10 protein-coding genes and 1 pseudogene are annotated in these 19,536 nt (G+C 73.6%); 2 read left to right on the top strand and 9 right to left on the bottom strand.

What is annotated here, in order from left to right; all coding sequences use genetic code 11:
• Positions 1-60: 60 nt before the first annotated feature.
• Positions 61-159 (top strand): annotated as a pseudogene (locus ACFYO0_RS42310) (3-oxoadipate enol-lactone hydrolase); the annotation flags it as partial.
• A 309-nt stretch (positions 160-468) separates the two neighbouring features.
• On the opposite strand, the gene ACFYO0_RS42305 reads toward ACFYO0_RS42310, so the two are convergent.
• The 9 genes from ACFYO0_RS42305 to ACFYO0_RS42265 form a co-directional block, all read right to left on the bottom strand.
• Positions 469-813 carry a hypothetical protein gene (locus ACFYO0_RS42305; RefSeq protein WP_388686992.1) on the bottom strand — a complete coding sequence of 115 codons (345 nt, stop codon included), beginning with the start codon at positions 811-813 and terminating at the stop codon, positions 469-471.
• 42 nt (positions 814-855) lie between these two features.
• Positions 856-1,971, bottom strand: a complete 1,116-nt coding sequence (locus ACFYO0_RS42300) for a class I SAM-dependent methyltransferase (protein WP_388686991.1) — start codon at positions 1,969-1,971, stop codon at positions 856-858.
• A gap of 59 nt (positions 1,972-2,030) precedes the next feature.
• On the bottom strand, positions 2,031-3,215 hold the full coding sequence (locus tag ACFYO0_RS42295) for a glycosyltransferase (RefSeq protein WP_388686989.1): 1,185 nt from the start codon (positions 3,213-3,215) through the stop codon (positions 2,031-2,033).
• Positions 3,212-4,015: an alpha/beta fold hydrolase gene (locus ACFYO0_RS42290; RefSeq protein WP_388687106.1), complete on the bottom strand. Its 804-nt coding sequence runs from the start codon at positions 4,013-4,015 to the stop codon at positions 3,212-3,214. Before ACFYO0_RS42290 ends, ACFYO0_RS42295 begins: the two co-directional genes overlap by 4 nt.
• Positions 4,016-4,017: 2 nt before the next feature.
• Entirely contained in the window at positions 4,018-4,317 is a 300-nt protein-coding gene (locus ACFYO0_RS42285) for a phosphopantetheine-binding protein (protein ID WP_344466045.1), read from the bottom strand.
• On the bottom strand, positions 4,314-8,969 hold the full coding sequence (locus ACFYO0_RS42280) for a beta-ketoacyl synthase N-terminal-like domain-containing protein (RefSeq protein WP_388686987.1): 4,656 nt from the start codon (positions 8,967-8,969) through the stop codon (positions 4,314-4,316). The genes ACFYO0_RS42285 and ACFYO0_RS42280 overlap by 4 nt, the downstream gene beginning before the upstream one ends.
• A gap of 8 nt (positions 8,970-8,977) precedes the next feature.
• Positions 8,978-15,850, bottom strand: coding sequence for an SDR family NAD(P)-dependent oxidoreductase (locus ACFYO0_RS42275; protein WP_388686985.1), 6,873 nt, complete (start codon positions 15,848-15,850; stop codon positions 8,978-8,980).
• 672 nt (positions 15,851-16,522) lie between these two features.
• Positions 16,523-17,359: a dienelactone hydrolase family protein gene (locus ACFYO0_RS42270; protein ID WP_388686983.1), complete on the bottom strand. Its 837-nt coding sequence runs from the start codon at positions 17,357-17,359 to the stop codon at positions 16,523-16,525.
• A 49-nt stretch (positions 17,360-17,408) separates the two neighbouring features.
• Positions 17,409-18,071, bottom strand: a complete 663-nt coding sequence (locus tag ACFYO0_RS42265) for a Tat pathway signal sequence domain protein (RefSeq protein WP_388686982.1) — start codon at positions 18,069-18,071, stop codon at positions 17,409-17,411.
• A 313-nt stretch (positions 18,072-18,384) separates the two neighbouring features.
• On the opposite strand from ACFYO0_RS42265, the gene ACFYO0_RS42260 reads away from it, so the two are divergent.
• Complete coding sequence (locus tag ACFYO0_RS42260; protein WP_388686980.1) at positions 18,385-19,137, top strand: TetR/AcrR family transcriptional regulator; 753 nt, start codon at positions 18,385-18,387, stop codon at positions 19,135-19,137.
• Positions 19,138-19,536: the final 399 nt, after the last annotated feature.

Here is a 19,536-nt window from a genome sequence, read left to right as displayed (position 1 = left end):
AGGGTCGCCGGCTTCCCCCGGGCCGTGTGAGATTTCGTGATACGTGAGAGGGTCTGGGGCGTGAGTGATACACCGTCGAACACCCTGCAATACCGCTTTGACGGGCCAGAAGAGGCTCCCGTCCTGATCTTGGGTCCCTCCCTGGGTACCACTTGGCACAGGTAGTCAGAACCGTCTTCTGGCGTCCACGTGGTGCGAAACGGTGCGGTTTGCGTGGGCGGAATCCTTGAGATCCGGGAGAGTCTACGGGGTTGGTGACACCGGCGTGACACCTGAGGTGCTTCTGCCGCCGTGCACCGACGGGGAGTCTGCGTGGACGGGGACTTGATGCGACGGGCATCGCGGGGCTGCTCCGGCGATGCCCGTCGTGCAGTTGGACAAGGTGCCCCGGCAGGACCCGTCTGTGCAGCTCGTGCCGATCGATGCCGTTTCCTGGCTCGCATTCCCTGATGTGCTCTTGGGGCCCGCTCACCAGAGGGCGCCCTGCTCGGCTGACGGGCTGGGCGTCGGAGGTGTCGCGGCCAGGTGCACGCGCGTCTTGGTGTTGATGGCACGAGGTTCCGTCGTTACGGCACCCGCGTTGCGTAGCTGTCGGACGGCATCGATCACCTTGCCGGGCTGGTAGACGGTTTCCAAGAGGGCGTATCGCTTGAGTTCTGGGATGGTTCGCCCGTCGGGAGCTTCGAAGATGAAGTCGCGCAGGATGCGTCGCAGCGGACCCGTATCGGGTTCGAATACGAGATTCAGCATCTGCTGTTGGGTGTCCCTGGGGGCGCGGTAGCGGACGCCGTAGGAAGGGTCCACCTTCCACATGGCGTCTTTCCACTTCTCCAGTCCCAGCTCGTGCTGGGCTGGTCACTCCTCGCGGCGGGCGATCACCCGGAAGGCGTTGGAGAAGCGGCTGCGGCGGATCAGCGGGGCGAGGAGCCGGTCCAGGGCGTACATCGGGAAGCAGAACGGTATGCCCGCCCAGAAGACCGTCTTGGTGACCGCGGTGCCGAGACGGCCCGGGGGCCCGGGCAGCCAGGGCTCGTCGCGGAACGGCAGCAGCCGCAGCACGTACAGCCCTACGAACGCGGTGAAGTCCACGGGGATATGGGACTCCTCGCGGTCCGTCGCCACCACCGTGAAGCCCAGCTCGGTGAGGGCCCGGCGCAGGTTCCTCATGGTCACGAAGTGCTGGTGCTGAGGCTGGAACCACGGCAGCCAGTACCGGCCGAAGAGGCGGCCGAAGGGCGACTCCGGGTTGGGTACCTCGATGATCAGGTGGCCGCCGGGGCGGAGCACGGTGTGAACCGCGGCCAGTTGGGCCTGCGGGTCCGTGGTGTGCTCCAGGCAGTGGAACATGCTCACCGCGTCGTACTGGCCGGCGAGTTCGTCCGCGAGGTCGGGCAGAAAGCCCTGGTACGCCCGCTCGATGCGCCCCGACTGCTGCGCCCCGAGCACATGGGCGCCGATGTCGAGCCCGTCGAAGGTGGTGCCGGGCAGTGCTTCCTTGGCCGCCAGGCAGAAGTCACCGCCCGCCGTGCCGACGTCCAGCCAGCGCTTCGGCCGGGAGTGCCGCCGCATGGCCACGGCCCGGTCGCGGTTGCGTTCCCTCGCGGCGTCGCTGTCCAGGGCGCCGCCGATCTTCTCGGCGTACAGGCCGTCGTAGAAGTCCCGGTAGTAGAAGTCCAGTCCGGCCGCGCTGAGCTGCGGGTTCTGGAAGGTGTGTCCGCAGTCGCGGCACTGGTCCAGGGTGAAGGTGCCGGGCTTTCGCTGCAGGTGGTCCTTGGTGCGCAGGCGGCGACGCAGTTGCCGCGCGCCGCACCAGGGGCAGTCGGTGCGGCGCGGCTCGAAGAACCGGGCGATGCCGTCGGCCAGCTCTGCCTGGTACGCGGGGCGCAGGCGGGCGACGCGTTCGGCGTCGGAAGCAGGGGGCGGTGGGGCGGGTGTGTCGGGGGTGTCAGGGGGCTGGTTCGTGGTGGCCATGTCCGTGGTCTCCTCTCGTTCCACTCTTCGGCACGGCGGTCGCCCTGCCGGTCGGTCGCTCACCGCTCCCGTGACTCCTGCGGCTCCCGTGGCTTCTGTGCCGCGAACTTCTCCAGGTACGCCGCCGCAGCAGCCGCCCCGCCCGCCGCACGGAAGGAGTCCCCGACGCGCCGGGCCGCCGCGCGGTAGGCGGGCCCGTCGAGTACGGCGTCGAGGGCGGCACCGATCCGTCGGCGGTCGGCGCGACCGAAGCGCACCCGCACTCCGGCGCCGGCGCCGGTGACCTGGCCGGCGATCAGTGGCTGGTCGTCCCGGATGGGCGCGACCACCAGCGGTACGCCGTGCCACAGGCTCTCGGCGACGGTGTTCTGCCCGGCGTGGCTGACCATCGCGGACGCCCGGCGCAGGAGCGGCAGTTGAGGGATCCGGGGCAGCACCAGGAGGTCGGCGTCGGACTCTTGGTCGAGTACCCCCCCGGGGTCGGCGAGTACCGCCTGCAGCCGCCGCCCGCGCTCCCGCGCGGCGGCCGCGCACTCGGCGAGGAAACGCGCCCCCAGGCCGGTGTTGGCAGTGCCGAGTGAGACCAGGACGGTGGCCCGGTGCTCGTCGAGCCACTCCCAGGGGAAGTCGGCGGCCGGGCGCCGGGTGAACGCCGGACCGACGTACCGCAGCTGCGGCAGCTGAGGGCCCGGGCCCGCGAGTTCGGGGGTGGTGAAGGAGAGCACCAGGTCGGGGGAGAAGCGCGGATCGTGGGTGCACCCCGGGTCGCCGAGGCGGGCGCGCAGCTCCGCGACGAGCCCGGCGGTCCACTGAGCCACCTTCGGCATGCCGTCCAGGGCGTCGCTGAACTCCGCCGGGGTGGTCGACGCGGTGGCGTACGGCACCCCGAGGCGCTCGGCGACGAGGGCACCGGCGAGGGTCTGCTGGTCGGCGACGACGACATCGGGCCGGAACCCTTCGACCGCGCGGCGCACACCGGGCGCCATCGCCCCGGCGAGCGGCACGAGGAACTCCTCCCACAGGAAGCGCAAGGCTGCGGCACCGCGCAGGGCAGCCGGACGTTCCGGGAGCGTGGGCACGTCGCACGGGTACACCTCGGCGTCGGGCCCGGCCAGTTCCCCGACGAACCGGGGCAGTCCGGCCCAGGCGGCCCGGTGCCCGCACCTGGTCAGCTCGGCGGCCACGCTGACCGCCGGGTTGACGTGTCCGACCAGGGGCGGCACGACGAACAGAAAGCGGCTCACGGCGCGACCAGCTCCCGGTGGCCGTCCCGTAGCCAGTCGAGCAGCAGCGGGACGACCGTCTCGGGGGTGCCGACGAGCACGGAGTGCCCGTGCCCGGGCACCGTCAGGGTGCGGCAGCGGGGCAGCAGCGATTCCAGCCAGGGCGCCGTGTCGGCCAGGTCGGAGGTAGCGCCGTACACCGCGCAGACCGGCACGTGCAGGCTCTGCCAGGACTCCTCGGCGGGGACGGGGCAGGACCCGATGTCCTCGGCGATGGAGGTGCCGTGCAGCAGCCGGGTGGCCCAGCGCACCAGGCGGGCCTCGTGGCGGCCGTAGGTCTCCTCGATCCACGGCAGGGTGCGCTCGTCGTGGAGCTGGTGGGCGGAGCCGGCCAGGATGCCGCTCATCTTCTTGGCCCAGGCGGCGGTCGGCGGCTCGGACTCGAGCATCAGGATGCCGGCGACCCGCTCCGGGCGGCGCAGCGCGTAGGCGAGGGCGACGGTGCCGCCGAAGGAGTTGCCGATCAGGTGGACGGGCCCTTCCAGGGCGAGGGCGTCGAGGAGTGCGTCCAGGTCGCCGCTGAAGTCCTCGATGCCGTAGCCGCGCGGCGGGCGGGAGCTGCGGCCGTGGCCGCGCTGGTCGTACATCACGACGTCGTGTCCGGCTGCGGCGAGCGCGGGCGCGATGGTGAAGTAGTAGCTGGTCAGGTTGTCGGTGGCGATGCCGTGCACGAGGACGACCGTCTGGGGCGGGCCCGGTGCCGGGGTGGGTGCGCCGCTCAGCCGCTCCACGTTCAGCCGGATCCCGCTCGCCTCGATCATGGTCACCGCAGGCACCCCGCGATGTACTGGACGAGTTGTCCGACGGTCAGACCGATGATGTCGGAGAGTTCGAGCGAGGCGAACCAGGCGGGGAAGTCGACCCGGTCGCCGTAGCGCCCGCCCAGCTCGGCGGTGAGCGTGACCAGGTCGATGGACTCCAGGTCGAGGTCCTCCACGAAGCGGGTGTCGGAGGTGATCGGGGTGTCGTCCAGTTCGAGGTCGTCGAGGACCGTGTGCAGAGCGTCGGTGATCTCGGCGAGGACGGCGGCGTACGCGGGGTCGGTGGTGGCGGGGCTGGTCACGATGGGCTCTCCTCGGTCCAAGCGACGGTGTAGGTACGGGTGGGCAGCCCCGGCGGGTTGGTCACATCGGCGAGCCGGATGCGCCGCAGCCGGCCGGAGGGTGCCCGGACCGTGAGGGCGCGGGCGCCGTCTTCGACCTCGACCGCCGTGAAGTCCCGCGGTCGGCCGCCCAGTCCGGTGCCCTCGGCCTTGGCCGCGGCTTCCTTGGCGGCCCAGAACCGGGTCAGCCGGCCGGGGCCGCCGCCGAGCGCGGTGAAGAGCGCCCGCTCGTCCGGGGCGAGGATGGCGTCGTAGGCCGTTTCGGGGCGCTCGACGATCTCCTCGATGTCGATGCCGGTGCCGGTGCCAGGGCTGTCGGCGGCGGGGTGGACGAGTGCGACGGCGGCCTCCCGGCAGTGCGCCAGCGACAGTTCCAGAGGCGGGAGTTCTCTGCCGTGTACGCCCTCGGGGCGCGGTCTGCCGCCGGGGTCGTTGGCGACCCGTATCTCGGCGGGGAAGACGGGGCCCGCGCCGTGCGCCCACAGGTGGCGGCGTACGGCGTCCTTGGCGGCGATCCGGCCGAGCAGCCACTGGCGCCGGCCGCGCGGGGGGTGCCCGGCGTACTGCTCGCGCTCAGGGCCCGCGAGCTGGCTGCGCATGTATATCTCGCGGGATGCGGGGTCGGGCCAGCGTTCGAAGACCAGCTGCCAGCCGCCCTCCTGGGTGACCGACAGCGTGTTGTGCTCGGGCCATCGTTTGACCGGATCGACCTCGGGCGGCGAGTCGAAGCGCCGGTCCCGCCAGCCGCGGATCTCGGCCCAGACCTCGCCGTCGCGGGCGAGCTGCGCGTCAGCCACCAGGGCGGTGTCCGTCAGGGTGGTGACCTTGATGTGGCAGTCGAGTGCGGTGCCCTGTTCCGGGGGCGGGCCGTGGAAACGGATCTCCTCGACGCCCGTCGGGAAGACGATGGTGCGGTCGGGGTGCGTGGCCATCAGCCAGTAGCCGAGCAGCTGACCGACGTTGTCGAGGAGCGCGCCGGGCGCGGACGGGGTGGTCAGGACACCGCGGACGTGCCGCTCGCCGAGCGCGCCGATCTCGGTGACGCCGCGGAACCGCGGCCCGTGGAACATCCAGTGGTCGTCGTACATCTGCCGCGCGGACACAGCCGGACGGCTCTCCGGGGCGTCCGTCCGCCACGGCCGTGGGCGGGGCGCGGTGTCGTGCCCGTGGGCGGTCTCGACCGTGGCGCGGGCGTGGCGCCCGAACTCCACGGCGTACCGCCCCTGTCCCTCGGGCCGGACCGTGACCGTGGCCTCGGTGGGTGGGGCGGCGACGGTCCACTGCAGGAACCGGGCGTCGTGCACGGCCACGGCCCTCCCTGGGCCGGGCACGGCGTCGATCATGTGCTGCACCAGGGTGGTGGCGGGCACCACGGGCCAGCGGTCGGCGATCTCGGGCCAGTGCGCGGGCTGCCGGAAGAAACAGTGGTCGGCGAGGTACGGCATGGTGTCGAGTGCGATGCGCAGGGTGGTGGCGCGGGGGGTGACGGCAGGCGGCGGCACCCCGGTCGCCGAGGGCTCGGGGGGCCGCGCCGCGGGCGCGGTGCGGCGCGGGGCCGCTGCCGCGGCGAACAGTTCCGCCAGTTCCGCTGCCGTGTCCGCCGTCTCGCCGAGCAGCGAGCGCAGTTCGGCCGCCACGGGGCTCCGCGCGGCCACGGCCGCGAGCCGGTCCAGCCCGGGTGCGGGTGCCTCGCGCAGGGTGCGGCGGAGCCGGTCCCGGGTGGCGGCGTCGAGCGAGACGAGCCCGGAGCCGAGGGTGAGGGGGACGGTGACGGGGGCGGGGACGGCTCGCGGGCTCTCCGTGGCCGTACGGACGGTCTCCGCCGTAGGGTCGGTCTCCGCCGTACGGGCAGGCGCCGCCGTCGATCGAGGCGTGGTCCCCGCCCGCAGCGCCGCGAAGTCCGGCTCGGCACCGTGCGACCAGAGTCCGGCGGCCACCCGGTACAGCTGCGAAAGCCCGCTGTGCCGGGGCGTGCTGGCGCTGAGCGTCAGGCACGCGCGGCTGGTGAGGGTGTCGTCCACGAGAGCCGGCAGCTGCCCCTGGCCCAGCTGTACGAAGGCCCGGAACCCGGCGTCGTACAGGGCCGTGGTGAGCTGCCGGAAGCGGACCGGTTCGAGCAGGTGGCGCAGGAAGAGTGCGCGCGCCGCGGCCTCGTCGGCCGGGAAGGGCGCGGCGGTCGTGGCGGACCAGACGGGCACCCGGGGCGGGTGCAGCGTGAAGCCGCGCGCGGCCTTCTCGATGGAGGTGAGGTACGGGGCGAGCATCGGCGTGTGGAAGCCGGACTCGAAGGGCAGCAGCCGACCGAGCACTCCCGCGCCGCGCAGCCGCCCGGTGAGCGCCTCGACCTGGTCGTGAGGCCCGCAGACGACGGTCTGGTGGGGCGCGTTGTCGTGCGAGACGACGACGTCCGGGTACGCCGCGAGCTCGGCGTCCACCTGGTCCGCACCGGTGCCGAACGCGGCGAAGGCGAGCCCTGGGACGCGCAGCGTGGCCGGGTCGAAGTCCCGCAGGAAGGCGTCGACCTCGGCGTCCGCGTACATCCCGCCGACCGCCATCGCCGTCCACTCACCCACACTGTGCCCGGCCAGCGCGTCCGGCCGGACGCCGATCCGGGCGAGCGCTCCGGCGAGCAGCCGGCCGAGGCCGACGACGGCCGCGCCGTGCCGGGCGACGTCGCCCACGCGGGCGTCCGGCCAGTGCGGCGCCGGCAGGCCGAAGTGGCGGGCGACGTCATTTGCCCGCGGCTCGAACTCGGCCTCCAGCCCTGGGCAGAGGAAGGCGATCTTCCCGCCGCCCGTGCCGAGCACCGGCCGCGGCGCGCACCAGACGTCGCTCCGGCCGCCCCATGTCCGGGCGCGGGCGACTGCCTTGCGGGCCAGGGCGAGGCGGCGGTCGGTGGGGTCCAGGACGGCGACGCGGGCGCCCCCGGCTCCCCTCGCTCCGCCCTCGGCGGCGGCCGCGCGCAGCTCGGTGTCGTCGGCGTCGAGCAGTTCGGCGAGGTCCTGCGGGGTCGCGGCGGCGAGCCGCAACAGCCGGGGCGGCTCGGTCACTTCGGCACGGTCCGCGCAGGCAGCAGGCCCAGCGCCCGGGCCGCCGGGTGCCGGGGCCGCAGGCGCGACGGCCGGGGCCGATGCCGGTGCGGGAGCCGACGCCGGGGCAGGCGCCCATGCGGGTGCAGGTACGGGCTCCGGTACCGACTCCAGGACGACGTGGGCGTTGATCCCGCCGAAGCCGAAGGCGCTGACCGCGGCACGTCGGACGTCCCCGTCCCAGGGCCGGGCCTGCTGGGCCGGAGCGAAGCGGGTGACGCGGAGCGCCGGGTGCGGGTCGTCGCAGTGCAGGGTCGGCAGGAGCGTGCCGTGGTGCACCGCCAGGGCCGCCTTGACGAGGCCCGCCACACCCGCCGCCGGCATCGTGTGGCCGATCATCGACTTCACGGAGCCGATCACGGCGTCGGGCCCGGCGTCCGGGTCCGGCGGCCCGAACACCTCGGCAAGCGCGGCCAGTTCGGCCCGGTCGCCGCCGGGGGTTCCGGTGCCGTGCGCCTCCAGGAGGCCGAGCGACCCCGGTGCCGCCGGGTCGAGCCCCGCCGCCGCCCAGGCGAGCCGGACGGCGCGGGCCTGGCCGCCGGGGTCCGGGTTGACCAGGGAGCCGGCCCGGCCGTCGCCGGCCACGCCGACGCCGCGGACGACGGCGTAGATCCGGTCGCCGTCGCGCCGCGCGTCCGCGAGCCGTTTGAGTACGACCACGCCGGTGCCCTCGCCCATCAGCACGCCGTCCGCGTCCCGGTGGAACGGGCGGATCCGCTGGGACGGCGACAGCGCCCGCAGCCGGCTGAAGACGGACCAGAGCGTGATGTCGTGGCAGTGGTGTACGCCGCCCGCGAGCATCACGTCGCAGCTGCCCGCGGCGAGCGCGCCGACGGCCTGGTCGAGTGCGACGAGCGAGGAGGCGCAGGCCGCGTCCACGGTGTAGGCGGGGCCACGCAGATCGAGCCGGTTGGCGACCCGGGACGCCGCGAAGTTGGGCACGAGGCCGATCACCGACTCGGGGCTCTGCTCCCCGCCGAGCGCGGCCGTGAACGCCATCCGTACCGCGTCGAGCCGCTCGCCGTCCAGCTCGGGCAGTAACTCGTGCAGGGTGCGCGCCAGTTGGGCGGACGTACGCATCCGCTGGTCGAGTCGGGCGAGCCCGTCGCTCAGATAACCGCCGCGGCCGAGCACGACACCGACCCGGGAGCGGTCTTCGGGCAGTGCGGCCTCCCCCGCGTCGGCGAGCGCGGCCGCGGCGGTGCGCAGTGCGATCAGCTGGTCGGGTTCGGTGCCGGGCACGGAGTCCGGCATGAGTCCGAAGACGGTCGGGTCGAAGGCGGCGAGCGCGTCGAGCCCGTCGACGAAGCCGCCGCGGCGGCAGTAGACGCCATCGAGGCCGCGCCGTCCGTCCGGGTCGTAGTAGGTGTCCGCGTCCCAGCGGGCCTTGGGCACCTCGGAGATGGCGTCTGCGCCGGTGACGAGGTTGTGCCAGAACGCGGCCAGGTCACAGGCGCCGGGCAGGGTCACCGCCATGCCGACGATGGCGACGGGCTGCCGGCGCTGAGGGGCGGTCGGTCGCATCGTGGGGCTCACCGGCCCGACGCCGTCAGGACGACCTCGTCGGTCTCCGGCTCGCCCCAGGCCAGCTCCCGCAGCAGCGCGAGCACGCCCTCCTCCGGGTCGATCAGCTCGATGCCGCGGCGCGCGTACTCCCGGCCCAGCTCAGGGCCGACCATGCCGCCGTGCGCCCCGTCCGGTGCCCACGGGCCCCAGTGCACGGTGACGGTACGGCTGCCGGTGTCGGCGCGCCAGAGGCGGCCGAGGCGGGCGAGTGCGTCGTTGGCGGCGGCGTAGTCGGCCTGGCCGCGGTTGCCGTACACCGCCGCGACGGAGCCGAACATGACGGTGAAGGCGGGCAGTTGGGGAAGTCGCCGGAGAGCCGAGAGCAGTGCGCGGGCGCCGTCCACCTTGGTGCCGTAGACCCGTTCGAAGGAGACGGGGTCCTTCTCGGCGAGCAGTCGGTCCTCGATCACTCCGGCGGCGTGTACGACCCCGTCGATCCGGCCGTACGTCGCGTACGTCTCCTTGACCGCCTGCTGCACGGCCTCCGCGTCCCGCAGGTCGAGTGCCCGGTATCTGGCCCGGCCGCCCGCGTCGTGTACCTCGGCCAGGGTCGCGGCGATCTCGCGGCGGGCCAGGACGCGGCCCGCTTCGCGGTCGATCTCGGCGGTGCTCAGACCGCCCCGGGCGGCGAGCGCTGCACGCAGCGCGGGCCGGTCGGTGGCGTGGGCCGGCTCGTGATGCCCGCCCGTGCCGTCGTCGAGCGGCGTACGCCCGAGCAGTTCGACCCGGCAGCGTGCGGCGGCGGCAAGGGCGAGGGTGAACCGGGCTGTGATGCCGCGTGCGCCGCCCGCGAGGACGACGACCGACTCCGGGCCGAGCCCGAGTGCCGCGGCTGCGGCGGCGCCGGAGGAGGCGGGCCCGGCGCCGGAGGAGACGGGCGGGCCCAGAGGGCTCTCGTACGGTACCGGGGCGCGGCGGACGCCGCAGGTGCGCAGCACGACGGGCTCCCGGTCGGGCGCCAGCAGTTCCCCGACGAGTGCCTCGGCCTGCTCGGTGGCGGGCTCGTCGGGGTCGAGCTCCACGGTGCGGACCACGGTGTCGGGGTATTCGCGGGCCGCGGTGCGCACGAAGCCGTCGAGGCCGCTGGTGTCGTCGGGGAGGCGGGGGCAGAGCAGCCGGCGCGGGCCGCGCAGCAGCAGTTCCTGGAGCACGGTGAGCTTGGCGGGCAGCAGTTGCTGTTCCGTACCAGCGAGAGCGCCCAGGTGCAGCACTCCGTCGACCGGGCCGGTGTGCCCGGCGAGCTGTGCGGTGTCCGGGCCGCCACGGGCGGCGAGCGCGCCGAGTGTGGTGAGCCGGGTGACAAGTGCCCGTGCGAGTGGCGTGTCGTCCGCGACGATCAGGAACCGCTTCCCGCGCAGCTGTGCCGTGCCTTCGGCGCCGGGCACGGGCGCCGGGTCGAGCGGGGCGGGCCGCAGCAGATAGCGGCGGGGAGCCCGGCCGGTGAGCGGGGCGGGGGACTCCTCGGCGACGGGGGCCGAGGTGGCGAGGGCGGGTGCCGGGTCCGGGTCGGCGAGCGCCTTCGCGCGGGCCCGCAGCCAGTCGGCGATCCCGGCGGCGGTGCGCTCCCGGGTCAGCTCCTCCAGGTCCGCGTCCGGCAACGACCGCAGATCCGCACCCGAGCCCAGCAGCCGCCGTCCCAGCTCCCCGGCGATCTCCGTCCGCTTGATCGAATCCACACTCAGATCCGCCTCCAGATCCGACTCCGCCCCCACCATCTCCACCGGATATCCCGTACGTTCCGCGATCACCGCCAGCACCTCGGCCAGCACATCCACCCCCACCGGAGCGGGAGCGGGGGCCGGAGCCGCAGCGAGAGCGGCCGGAGCCGGGGCCGGAAGGGGTTCGGGGGCCGGCGGAGCCGCCTGCGGCGCGGGCGGAGCCCCGAAGTAGCCGAGGAGCACGTCCCGTTGTGCGGCCAGCATCTCCCGGCTGTTGCGCAGGAACTCCCGGAGCAGTTCTTCCCGTTCGCCCATCGTCGTCGCCTCACTGGTCCGCTCTCCGGCCCGCGGGATGCCCGAGATGCGCCGGGCCGGGCGCAGCGCTCCCGGCACCGGCCGGCCGTCCGCCGTGCGTACGAGGTGGCCGTCGACCGTCCAGCCGGGCCGCTCCGGCACGGCGGCCGGGTCGGCGAGTGCCGTGTCGCGTCCGCTGAAGAGCCGTGCGGGCGCCACCGGGACACCGGCCGCGGCGAGCCGGGCCAGGGCCTCGAGGTGGCCGCGCAGGCCCGCGTCGGGCCGGGGTTCGAACGGGACGGCGACATGCGGCCGGTCGCCGAGGATCTGGCCGACCAGACCGGTGAGCACGGTGCCGGGCCCGCACTCGACGAAGATCCGCGCCCCGGCGTCGTACATCGCCTCGATCTGCTCGGCGAAACGGACGGGGGCGGCGATCTGCTCGGCGAGGTCGGCCCGTACCTGGGCGGGGTCCCCGGCATAGCGGGTGCCGGTGAGATTGGCCCAGACCGGGAACTCGGGGCCGCGCACGGCGTACGCCGTCAGGATCTCGGCGAAGCGGGACACGGCCCCGGCGACGAGCGGGCTGTGGAAGGCGCAGGCGACGGGCAGCGGGCGGACGGCGAACCCGGCGTCGGCGAGCGCGTCGACGGTTTCGGCGACGGCGTCCCTCGGGCCCGAGAGCACGCTCTGCGCGGGCGCGTTGTGGTTGGCGACGACGACCCGCTCGGCCAGGCCTGCCCCGGCGAGCACCCGGGTCACCTGCTCGGCGGAGGCCACGGCGGCGGCCATGGTGCCGGGATCGGGCCCCTGTGCGCCGGTCGCGGCGAGGATCGCCTCGGCCCGCTCCCGGCTGAGGTCACCGAGCGTGTCGGGGTCGAGGGCGCCCGCGGCGCAGAGTGCGACGAGTTCGCCGTAGGAGTGCCCTGCGGCCATGTCGGGGCGGACACCGACCGCGGTGAGGGTGTCGTACGCGGCGAGGCCGACCGCCCCGAGCGCGGGCTGGGCGTGGCGGGTGTCGGTGAGCCGGGCGGCCTGTGCGGCGCGTTCGGCGGCGTCGAAGGCGGCGGGCGGGAAGAGGACGGCGGCCGGGGCGTGGTACAGGTGGCGGCCGAGTTCGGGGAAGGCGGTGAACAGCTCGGCGAACATGCCGGGGCGCTGGCTGCCCTGGCCGGGGAAGAGGAACGCCACCTTGCCACCGTCGTTGCTTTCGCTGTCGGCCGCCCCGGCGGGGGCGCCTGTGGCCGGGAACACTCCGCTTCTCCCGGGCGTGCCGTCGAGGAGGTCCCCTATCAGGTGCGGGAGTTCGGTGACGGACTCGGCGACCACGGCACCGAGGAGCGGGCCCGGGCCGGTCTCCGCGCGCTGTGCGGCGGTACGCGCCAGGTCCCGCAGCCGCCAGTGGCCGCTCGCCGCGAGGCCGGCGAGTTCCTCGGCCGCTGCGCGGGTGCGGAAGACGAACAGCTCGGCGGGCCAGACGTCGTGGCTCTGGCGCGGCGGCGCTCCGGCGTCGGCGTGGGCCCGCAGCACCACGTGGAAGTTGGTGCCACCGAATCCGAAGGCGCTCACCCCGGCGACGCGGCGGGCGGCGGGCTCGGCCCAGGGCCGGGCCTCGCTGTGGAAGACGAATGGGCTGTCGGGGCCGGACCAGACGGGGTTGGGCACGTCGATATGCAGGGTGGGCGGGCGCACCCCGGTATGCAGGGCAAGCGCGGTCTTGATCAGTCCGGCGAGACCGGCGGCGCACTTGGTGTGCCCGATCTGGGACTTGACGGAGCCCACGACGCAGCTGCCGGGCGCGGCCCCGGCCTCCTCGAACAGCCGGGTGAGCGTGCCGAGTTCGGTGCGGTCGCCGACGACGGTGCCGGTGCCGTGGGCCTCGATCAGGCCGACCTCGGCGGGCGAGACGCGGGCCTGCGCGTAGGCGCGTTCCAGGGCGGCGCGCTGGCCCTCGGGGCGGGGCGCGGTCAGGCCGAGGGAGCGGCCGTCGCTGGCGCTGCCGACGCCCTCGATGACGGCGTAGATCCGGTCGCCGTCCCGCTCGGCGTCGGCGCGGCGCTTGAGTACGAGACAGGCGACGCCCTCGCCGAGTGCGATGCCGTCGGCGGCCGCGTCGAACGTGCGGCAGCGACCGGTGGGCGACAGCGCGTGCGCGGAGGAGAAGAGCAGGTAGTCGTTGATGCCGTTGTGCAGGTCGGCGCCGCCGCACAGGGCCACGTCGGCGGCACCGCAGGCCAGTTCCTTGCAGGCGGCGTCGACGGCGGCCAGGGAGGAGGCGCAGGCGGCGTCGACGGTGTAGTTGGCGCCGCCGAGGTCGAGCCGGTTGGCGATCCGGCCGGCGATGACGTTGGCGAGCATGCCGGGGAAGGAGTCCTCGGTGAACTTCGGGAGCTGCTCCTCCAGGTCCTCGGGAAGACGGCCGATGTACGAGGGCAGGACGCTGCGCAGCGTCGCGGCGCCGGAGATGTCGCTGCCCGCCTCGGCACCGAAGACGACGCAGGTGCGCTCGCGCGGGAAGGCCCGGCGGTCGAGCCCGGCGTCGGCGAGCGCCCGCCTGGCCGCCTCCAGGGCGAGGAGCTGGACGGGTTCGATGGCGGCCAGGGAGGCGGGCGGGATTCCGTAGGCCAGCGGGTCGAAGGGGATCGGAGGCAGGAAACCGCCCCACTTGGACGCGGACACGTCGTCCGCCTCGGCGTCCGCGCCGAAGTGCAGCGCGGGATCCCAGCGGGTGTCCGGGACCTCGGTGATCGCGTCGGCCCCGGCGAGCACCTGGGCCCAGTAGGCGGGCAGGTCGGCGGCGCCGGGGAACATGCCGGCCATGCCGACGACGGCGATGTCGAGCGGTTCGGGAGCGGGGGCCGGGTTCCGCGCGGGTACCGTACCGCCCGCGTCGCGGACGTCAGCGGCGAGTTCGGCGGTGCGGCGCCCGTAGAAGTCGGCGGCCCCGTCGGTGACCGCGTGGTGCAGGGCGGCGACGGTGGTGACGGCGGAGCGGAGCACGGCGACCTCGCCGGCCATGAACATGCCCGCTTCGCGCTGGCGCTCCTCGTCGACGTCGAGTAGCTCGTCGCCGACCCGCTCGACGCCCTTGCTGGCGATGCGCAGGCGGCCGACGTTGAGCCGCTCCAGCTCCTGCCAGACCTGCCGCTCGGGTATCCCCTGAGTCCGCAGCTCGTCCTTGACCTCCTGGTACGTGTCGCTGAACGCGCTGGGCAGGCAGCGGGTGGTGTGGCCGGGCGCGGTGTGCAGGAGCGCGGTCGACCTGGCGTCCAAGACCGCGCGCTGGAACAGCGGCCGGATGGCGCCGCACTCGACGGCCTCCTCGGTGAAGAGGTAGCCGGTGCCCATCAGAACGCCGACGACGGCACCGCGGGTGGTGAGCGGGGCGGCGAGCGCGGCGACCATGGCGGCGGAGCGCTCGTCGTGGATGCCGCCCGCGAACAGCACCTGTACGTCCTGTGGGTTGGCGGTGTCACCGCCATCGGTGTGACCGTCGTCGGCCGCCGCGTCGAGGAAGTCCTCCAGGACGGCCAGTTGCGCCTCCCAGAGCGGGAAGCTGTTGCGCGGCCCGATGTGCCCGCCGCACTCGGCGCCCTCGAAGACGAAGCGCCGGACGCCGGCCGCCAGGAACTGGCCGAGCAGCCCGGGCGACGGCACGTGCAGAAAGGTACGGATGCCCTCGGCCTCCAGAGCGGCCGCATGGGAGGGACGGCCGCCCGCGATGACGGCGTGGCTGGGGCGCAGCTCACGGATGGCCTCCAGTTGGGCGGTGCGTATCTCTTCCGGAACGAAGCCGAGGATGCCGACGCCCCAGGAGCGGTCGCCGAGCGCGGACTTGGTCTGCTCGAGCAGGGTGCGGGTCTGCTCGGGCCCGGCCAGGGCGAGCGCGACGAACGGCAGTCCGCCGCCGTCCGCGACGGCCGCCGCGAACCGCGCCTGGTCGCTGACCCGGGTCATCGGGCCCTGGACGACCGGCAGCGCGGTGCCGAGCGCCCGGCACATCGGCGAGCCGCCGCGCAGCACGGCGCCGTCGTCCGCCACGGCGGCGTCGATGCCCTCCGTGACGGCGGCGAGGGCGCGGTCCACTGTGCCGTACCGCTCGGCGAACCGGGCGGCGAGAAAGGCATCCTGGCCCAGCGGCAGGGGCCGGTCGCGCAGGACGGCCGGGAGGCCGGGGCGGCTCCGGTCGAGCACCCGGCAGCCGTCGACGACGACGGTCTCGGTGCCGTCGGCGGCGCGCAGCAGACCGGCGGCCGCGGGGGCCGTACCGGCCTCGTCGAGCAGTGCGAGCTGGATGTCCAGTACGACTCCGCGGGCGCCCGCGAGCACGGCGGCGGCCGCGGTGTGCGGCCCGATGCCGCCGCAGGCCCACACCGGCAGGTCGGCCGGTACGGCGCCGAGGACGCGCTGGAGCAGCACGAAGGTGGAGTGTTCGCCGCAGGGGCCGCCGGACTCCTCGCCGCGCACGACGAGCCCGGTGACACCGTCGGCCACGGCCCGGACGGCCTCGTCGGTGCTGCGGACCTCGGCGAGCACGGCGGGGTCCGCGGCGGCGGCGCGGGCGGCGGCCCGGACCCCGGCGACGGTCCAGGGCGCGTCGGGGGCGAGGAGCACGGTGCACGGTCCGGCTGCGGCCGGGTCCGCGGTGCGACGCGTTCCGGCGGGCGCCGGGGCCCACAGCTCTCCGGGGCGCAGCGCACAGTCGGCGGGGACCCGCACGCCGTGGCGGCCGGGGGCCCACTGCCGCACGAGGGTCAGGGCCTCGCGGGCGGCGCGGGCGCCCGGGCCGAGGTCGAGGACACCGGACCCACCGGCCCGGCAGACGGCGGCGACGAGGCGGGCGTCCGGTGCACCCAACGGGCTGACGCCGATAACGGTGTGCGTCATGGGGGGAGGCTCCTCTGTGCGATCGAGGGGGGTGTGCGATCGGGGCCGAGCGGATTCGGCGCACGCCGCGCGCTTTGGAGCTGATGACCCGTCAGATACTAATGGGTAGTCAGTTATCTGGCTGCACCCCCGACACCGATCGGGTGAGCAGGAACCGCAACGAGCCGGACCCGGTCGCCGCAGAGCTCGGCCATGTCGTTGATGTCGGAAATCGGCATGACCACCGGCCGTGACCGCACGCCTGTCCGCGCGGCCTCTTGGCCTTGATCCACCGATCAATAGCCGGTCCAGAGCCTGGATATGAGGGTGCGGATGCCCTCTGACGCGTACATACGAACCGGTGTGGGCAAACCGCAGGTAGCTGACCTCGCCTCCTGCATTGCCTCCCCGTGGCGCGGTGTTGATCAAGGGCTACGGGGCGTTCGCCCTGCCCCTTTACCCGCCCTACCGCGGGCGGTGAAGCCGCTCTGGGGCCGCTGACCTGGGATGATTGGACTTCTTCAACGTTCCATGTCACAGATCGAGAGAACACCCGCGAGAGACCACGGACCCCTGCCGGGGCCGTGTCCGATTCGCCCCTGCCCGCCGCCGTCCTGGTCGCGTTCGCGGCAGGCACGGATGACCGTGAGGGCCCGTGCCTGCGGCGCTTTCGCTGGGTTGCATCCGCTGGAGTTACAGCGGGCAGGTGATCTGGAGGACGACCGTGTTGGGGTCGTTGGGGGTGGGGCAGAGGAACTGGTCGTAGCGGGTGTCGTTGTCGACGAAGCGCTTCAGCCAGGAAACGCTGTACTGGGCGATCGTGGTGTTCGGGTCGGTGAAGGTGAAGTGGTCGGTGTCCTTGAGCACGATGAGTGACTTGTCGGGGGCGTTGGCCAGCCCGTTGTAGAAGGGCAGGGCGAAGTCGTCGACGGAGGCGACGGTGTCACCGTCGGCGCCGAAGATCATGGTGGGGACCGTGATCCGGCTGGAGACGTCGCTGAGGTCCCAGGGTGCCAGCGGGATGGCCGCCTTGAGCGACGGGGTGCTCGCCGCGCTCTGCAGCGAGCCGCCGCCGCCCATCGACCAGCCCATCACGGCCAGCCGGTCGGGGTCGATCCGGTTCTTCACCGTGCTCTGGGCCGTCAGATAGGTGAGTGCGGCGAGTTGCTGGTTACTGCGGTCTGTGGGGAAGTCCCACAGCGCATTGGTGTTCAGGGTCATCACCACGAAGCCCTGGGAAGCCAGCCGGGGTCCGTACCAGGCGATGTCCGACTGCGAGGCGAGGAAGCCGGGCATGATGGCGATGGCACCGAAGGTGCCCTCGCTGGTGTCGGTGGGGTAGTAGATGGTGCCGCTGTTGAAGCCTTGGCCGCTGGCTGCCGGCACGGTGACCGAGGCGATGGCGAAGGGACCGGTTTCGGCGGTGATGCTCTCCAGGGTCGGGACCGGGCCGCGCTCGTAGGGGTTGTGGGAATCAGCCTGGGCGGGGGTGGCGAGGGCGGTCGCCATGACGACCGCGACGATCGCCATGAGCGCTCGGAACGGGAGCGGTTTCACGGGGGTCCTCTCGGACAGGCTGTCAGTTGGTGTAGACGGCGGGAGAGCCGCTGACGCTGCTGTCGACCACGGGGGCGTAGGTGGCGGTGAAGTAGCCGTTGGCCGTGCACAGCGCCGAGCCGGCGACCTTGGTGAACTCCTGGTTGGTGAAGGTCAGACTGTTGTCGCTGTTGGAGCTCACCGCGGAGAGGCTGGGCGCCTGGTAGACGCAGGTGATGGGGCCCAGCAGAGTGGAGAGCGCCACCGTGGTCTGGATCGCCCTGCCCGGGGCCGCGGTCACCGTGACTGCGCCGTCGGAGGAGACGGCTGTGTTGTAGGGCAGGTCATCGACGGTGATGCTCTGCACCCCGAGGACGCCGAAGGTGTTGCTGGTGCAGCCTTTGAAGGTCTGGGAGGTCGCGGACTCGGTGGCGGTGCCCGGGGCGGCGGGGTTCGCCGTCACCGTGGCGGAGAGTGTCGATTCGGTGCAGGTGATGCCGGAGGTGCCGTTGCTGCTGGTGGCGAGGGTGGCGTTGGTGCCGCTCGCCAACGACGCGGTGAGTACGTCGCCGACGGAGACGGCGTTGCCGTCGGCACTGCCGTAGGTGAGCACGGCAGTGTCCGCCGAGGCGGCGGTGGCCGGGAGGATGGCCAGGGCCGTCGAGGCGGCCGTGGCGACCAGGGTGGAAAGGGCGTATCTGCGCATGCGGGTTCCTCTTCTACTTGTATGGGTGACGAGCAGGGCCGGGCCGCTGCCCTCCGAGGGAGTGGGGCAGGGGCCCGCGCATGGCCGTTCCCGGACGAGATGGAACGGCCGGACCGGCGCGATCTCTGACTTGGCGTCAGAGACATCGGTGCACTTGTTGCGGCCTTGCAGGGTGCGTGACACTGACGGCCCCGGCTGTTCCACGACCGCGGGCCGCACGAGAAGAAAACCTGCGAGAGTTGTAAACCTGACGGGTATTCAAGTCAAGGCACGTGCACAAGAAGGCGCGCGCAAGTTCGAGGAAGGATGCGGAATGGCAGCAGGCTCGTCGGCGCGGCCTCCGCTGGTGCTGCCCGGTACCCGCACGGGACGCGATCCGGAGCGCTCCCTGCGGCGTGGACCGCGCCGCACCCCGCCCGAGGTGGTCGCCGCCAACCAGCGCGACCGGCTCCTGGACGGCTTCGTCCGCACCGTCGCCCAGGTCGGCTACGCCCGCACCCGGGTCAGCGACATCTGCCAGGCGGCAGGCGTGACCAGGCCGGTCTTCTACGAGCTGTTCAAGGGCAAGGAGGACGCCTTCCTCGCTGCCCACCAGTACGGCACCTCCCTGGTCTTCAGCGCCATGGAGGAGGCCCACGCCCAGGCCTCCGACTGGCCGGGCCGGGTGCGCGCCGGGCTCGGCGCGCTGCTCGACATCCTCGCCAAAGCGCCCGAATTCGCCGCCATGGCCATCGTGGAGATCGACGCGGTCGGGCCGGCCGGGCGGGAGGCACGCGAGGAGCTGCTGGCCCGCTTCCGGGACTTCTTCACCGACCTGCCCGAGGTCGAACTTCCCGTCCCGACCGAAGAGTTGGTCGACATGGTGGTCGGCGGGGTGTACTCCGCGATCTACCGGCGGATCGCCGCCGGCCGAACCGCCGAGCTGCCCGGCCTGCTACCCGGCCTGGCCTTCTCCGTACTGGCCCCCTTCCTCGGCCCGGAACGCGCCGCCGCCGACCTCGCCGACCTCGCCGACCCGGCGCCCTCCGCCAACCCCGTCCCAGCCTGCCTGGCCCCGGAGACCTGATTCCGAATACAGCGGAAGATCGCGTCATCGCCCCGGAACGGTCCACGCCCGTCGCACGTGCAAGCTGTGACACGCGTCCACCGGAGCGATGACGTACCAGCCATCCCAAGGCCCGCACCCAATGAGCGACTCCTCACCGCATGTTGGATGGCCACGTCGGCCTGGTACAAGGCCCGATTGCGTGCGAACTGATCGCCGTGCAGCAAGACGGCCTGCTCAGCCCCGGCCGCGGCCCTCTCGTGCCGGTCGAGGTCTGCCCGCGCGAGGGCTTCGAGCCCGGCCAGTTCGGCGGGCGTGCAGAACTCCAGCCAGTCAGGATCGGCGTCGCTCGGCCCCTTGGCGTACAGGCGGTGAGCACGCACGATCGCTTGATCTGTGGCGCTCGCGTCGCCCATCAGC

The organism is Streptomyces sp. NPDC006365 (genome assembly GCF_042870755.1).
In the GTDB taxonomy this organism is placed as follows: domain Bacteria; phylum Actinomycetota; class Actinomycetes; order Streptomycetales; family Streptomycetaceae; genus Streptomyces; species Streptomyces xiangluensis.
Note: the sequence above shows the minus strand (reverse complement) of the source record. Positions and strands in the feature narration are given on the sequence as shown.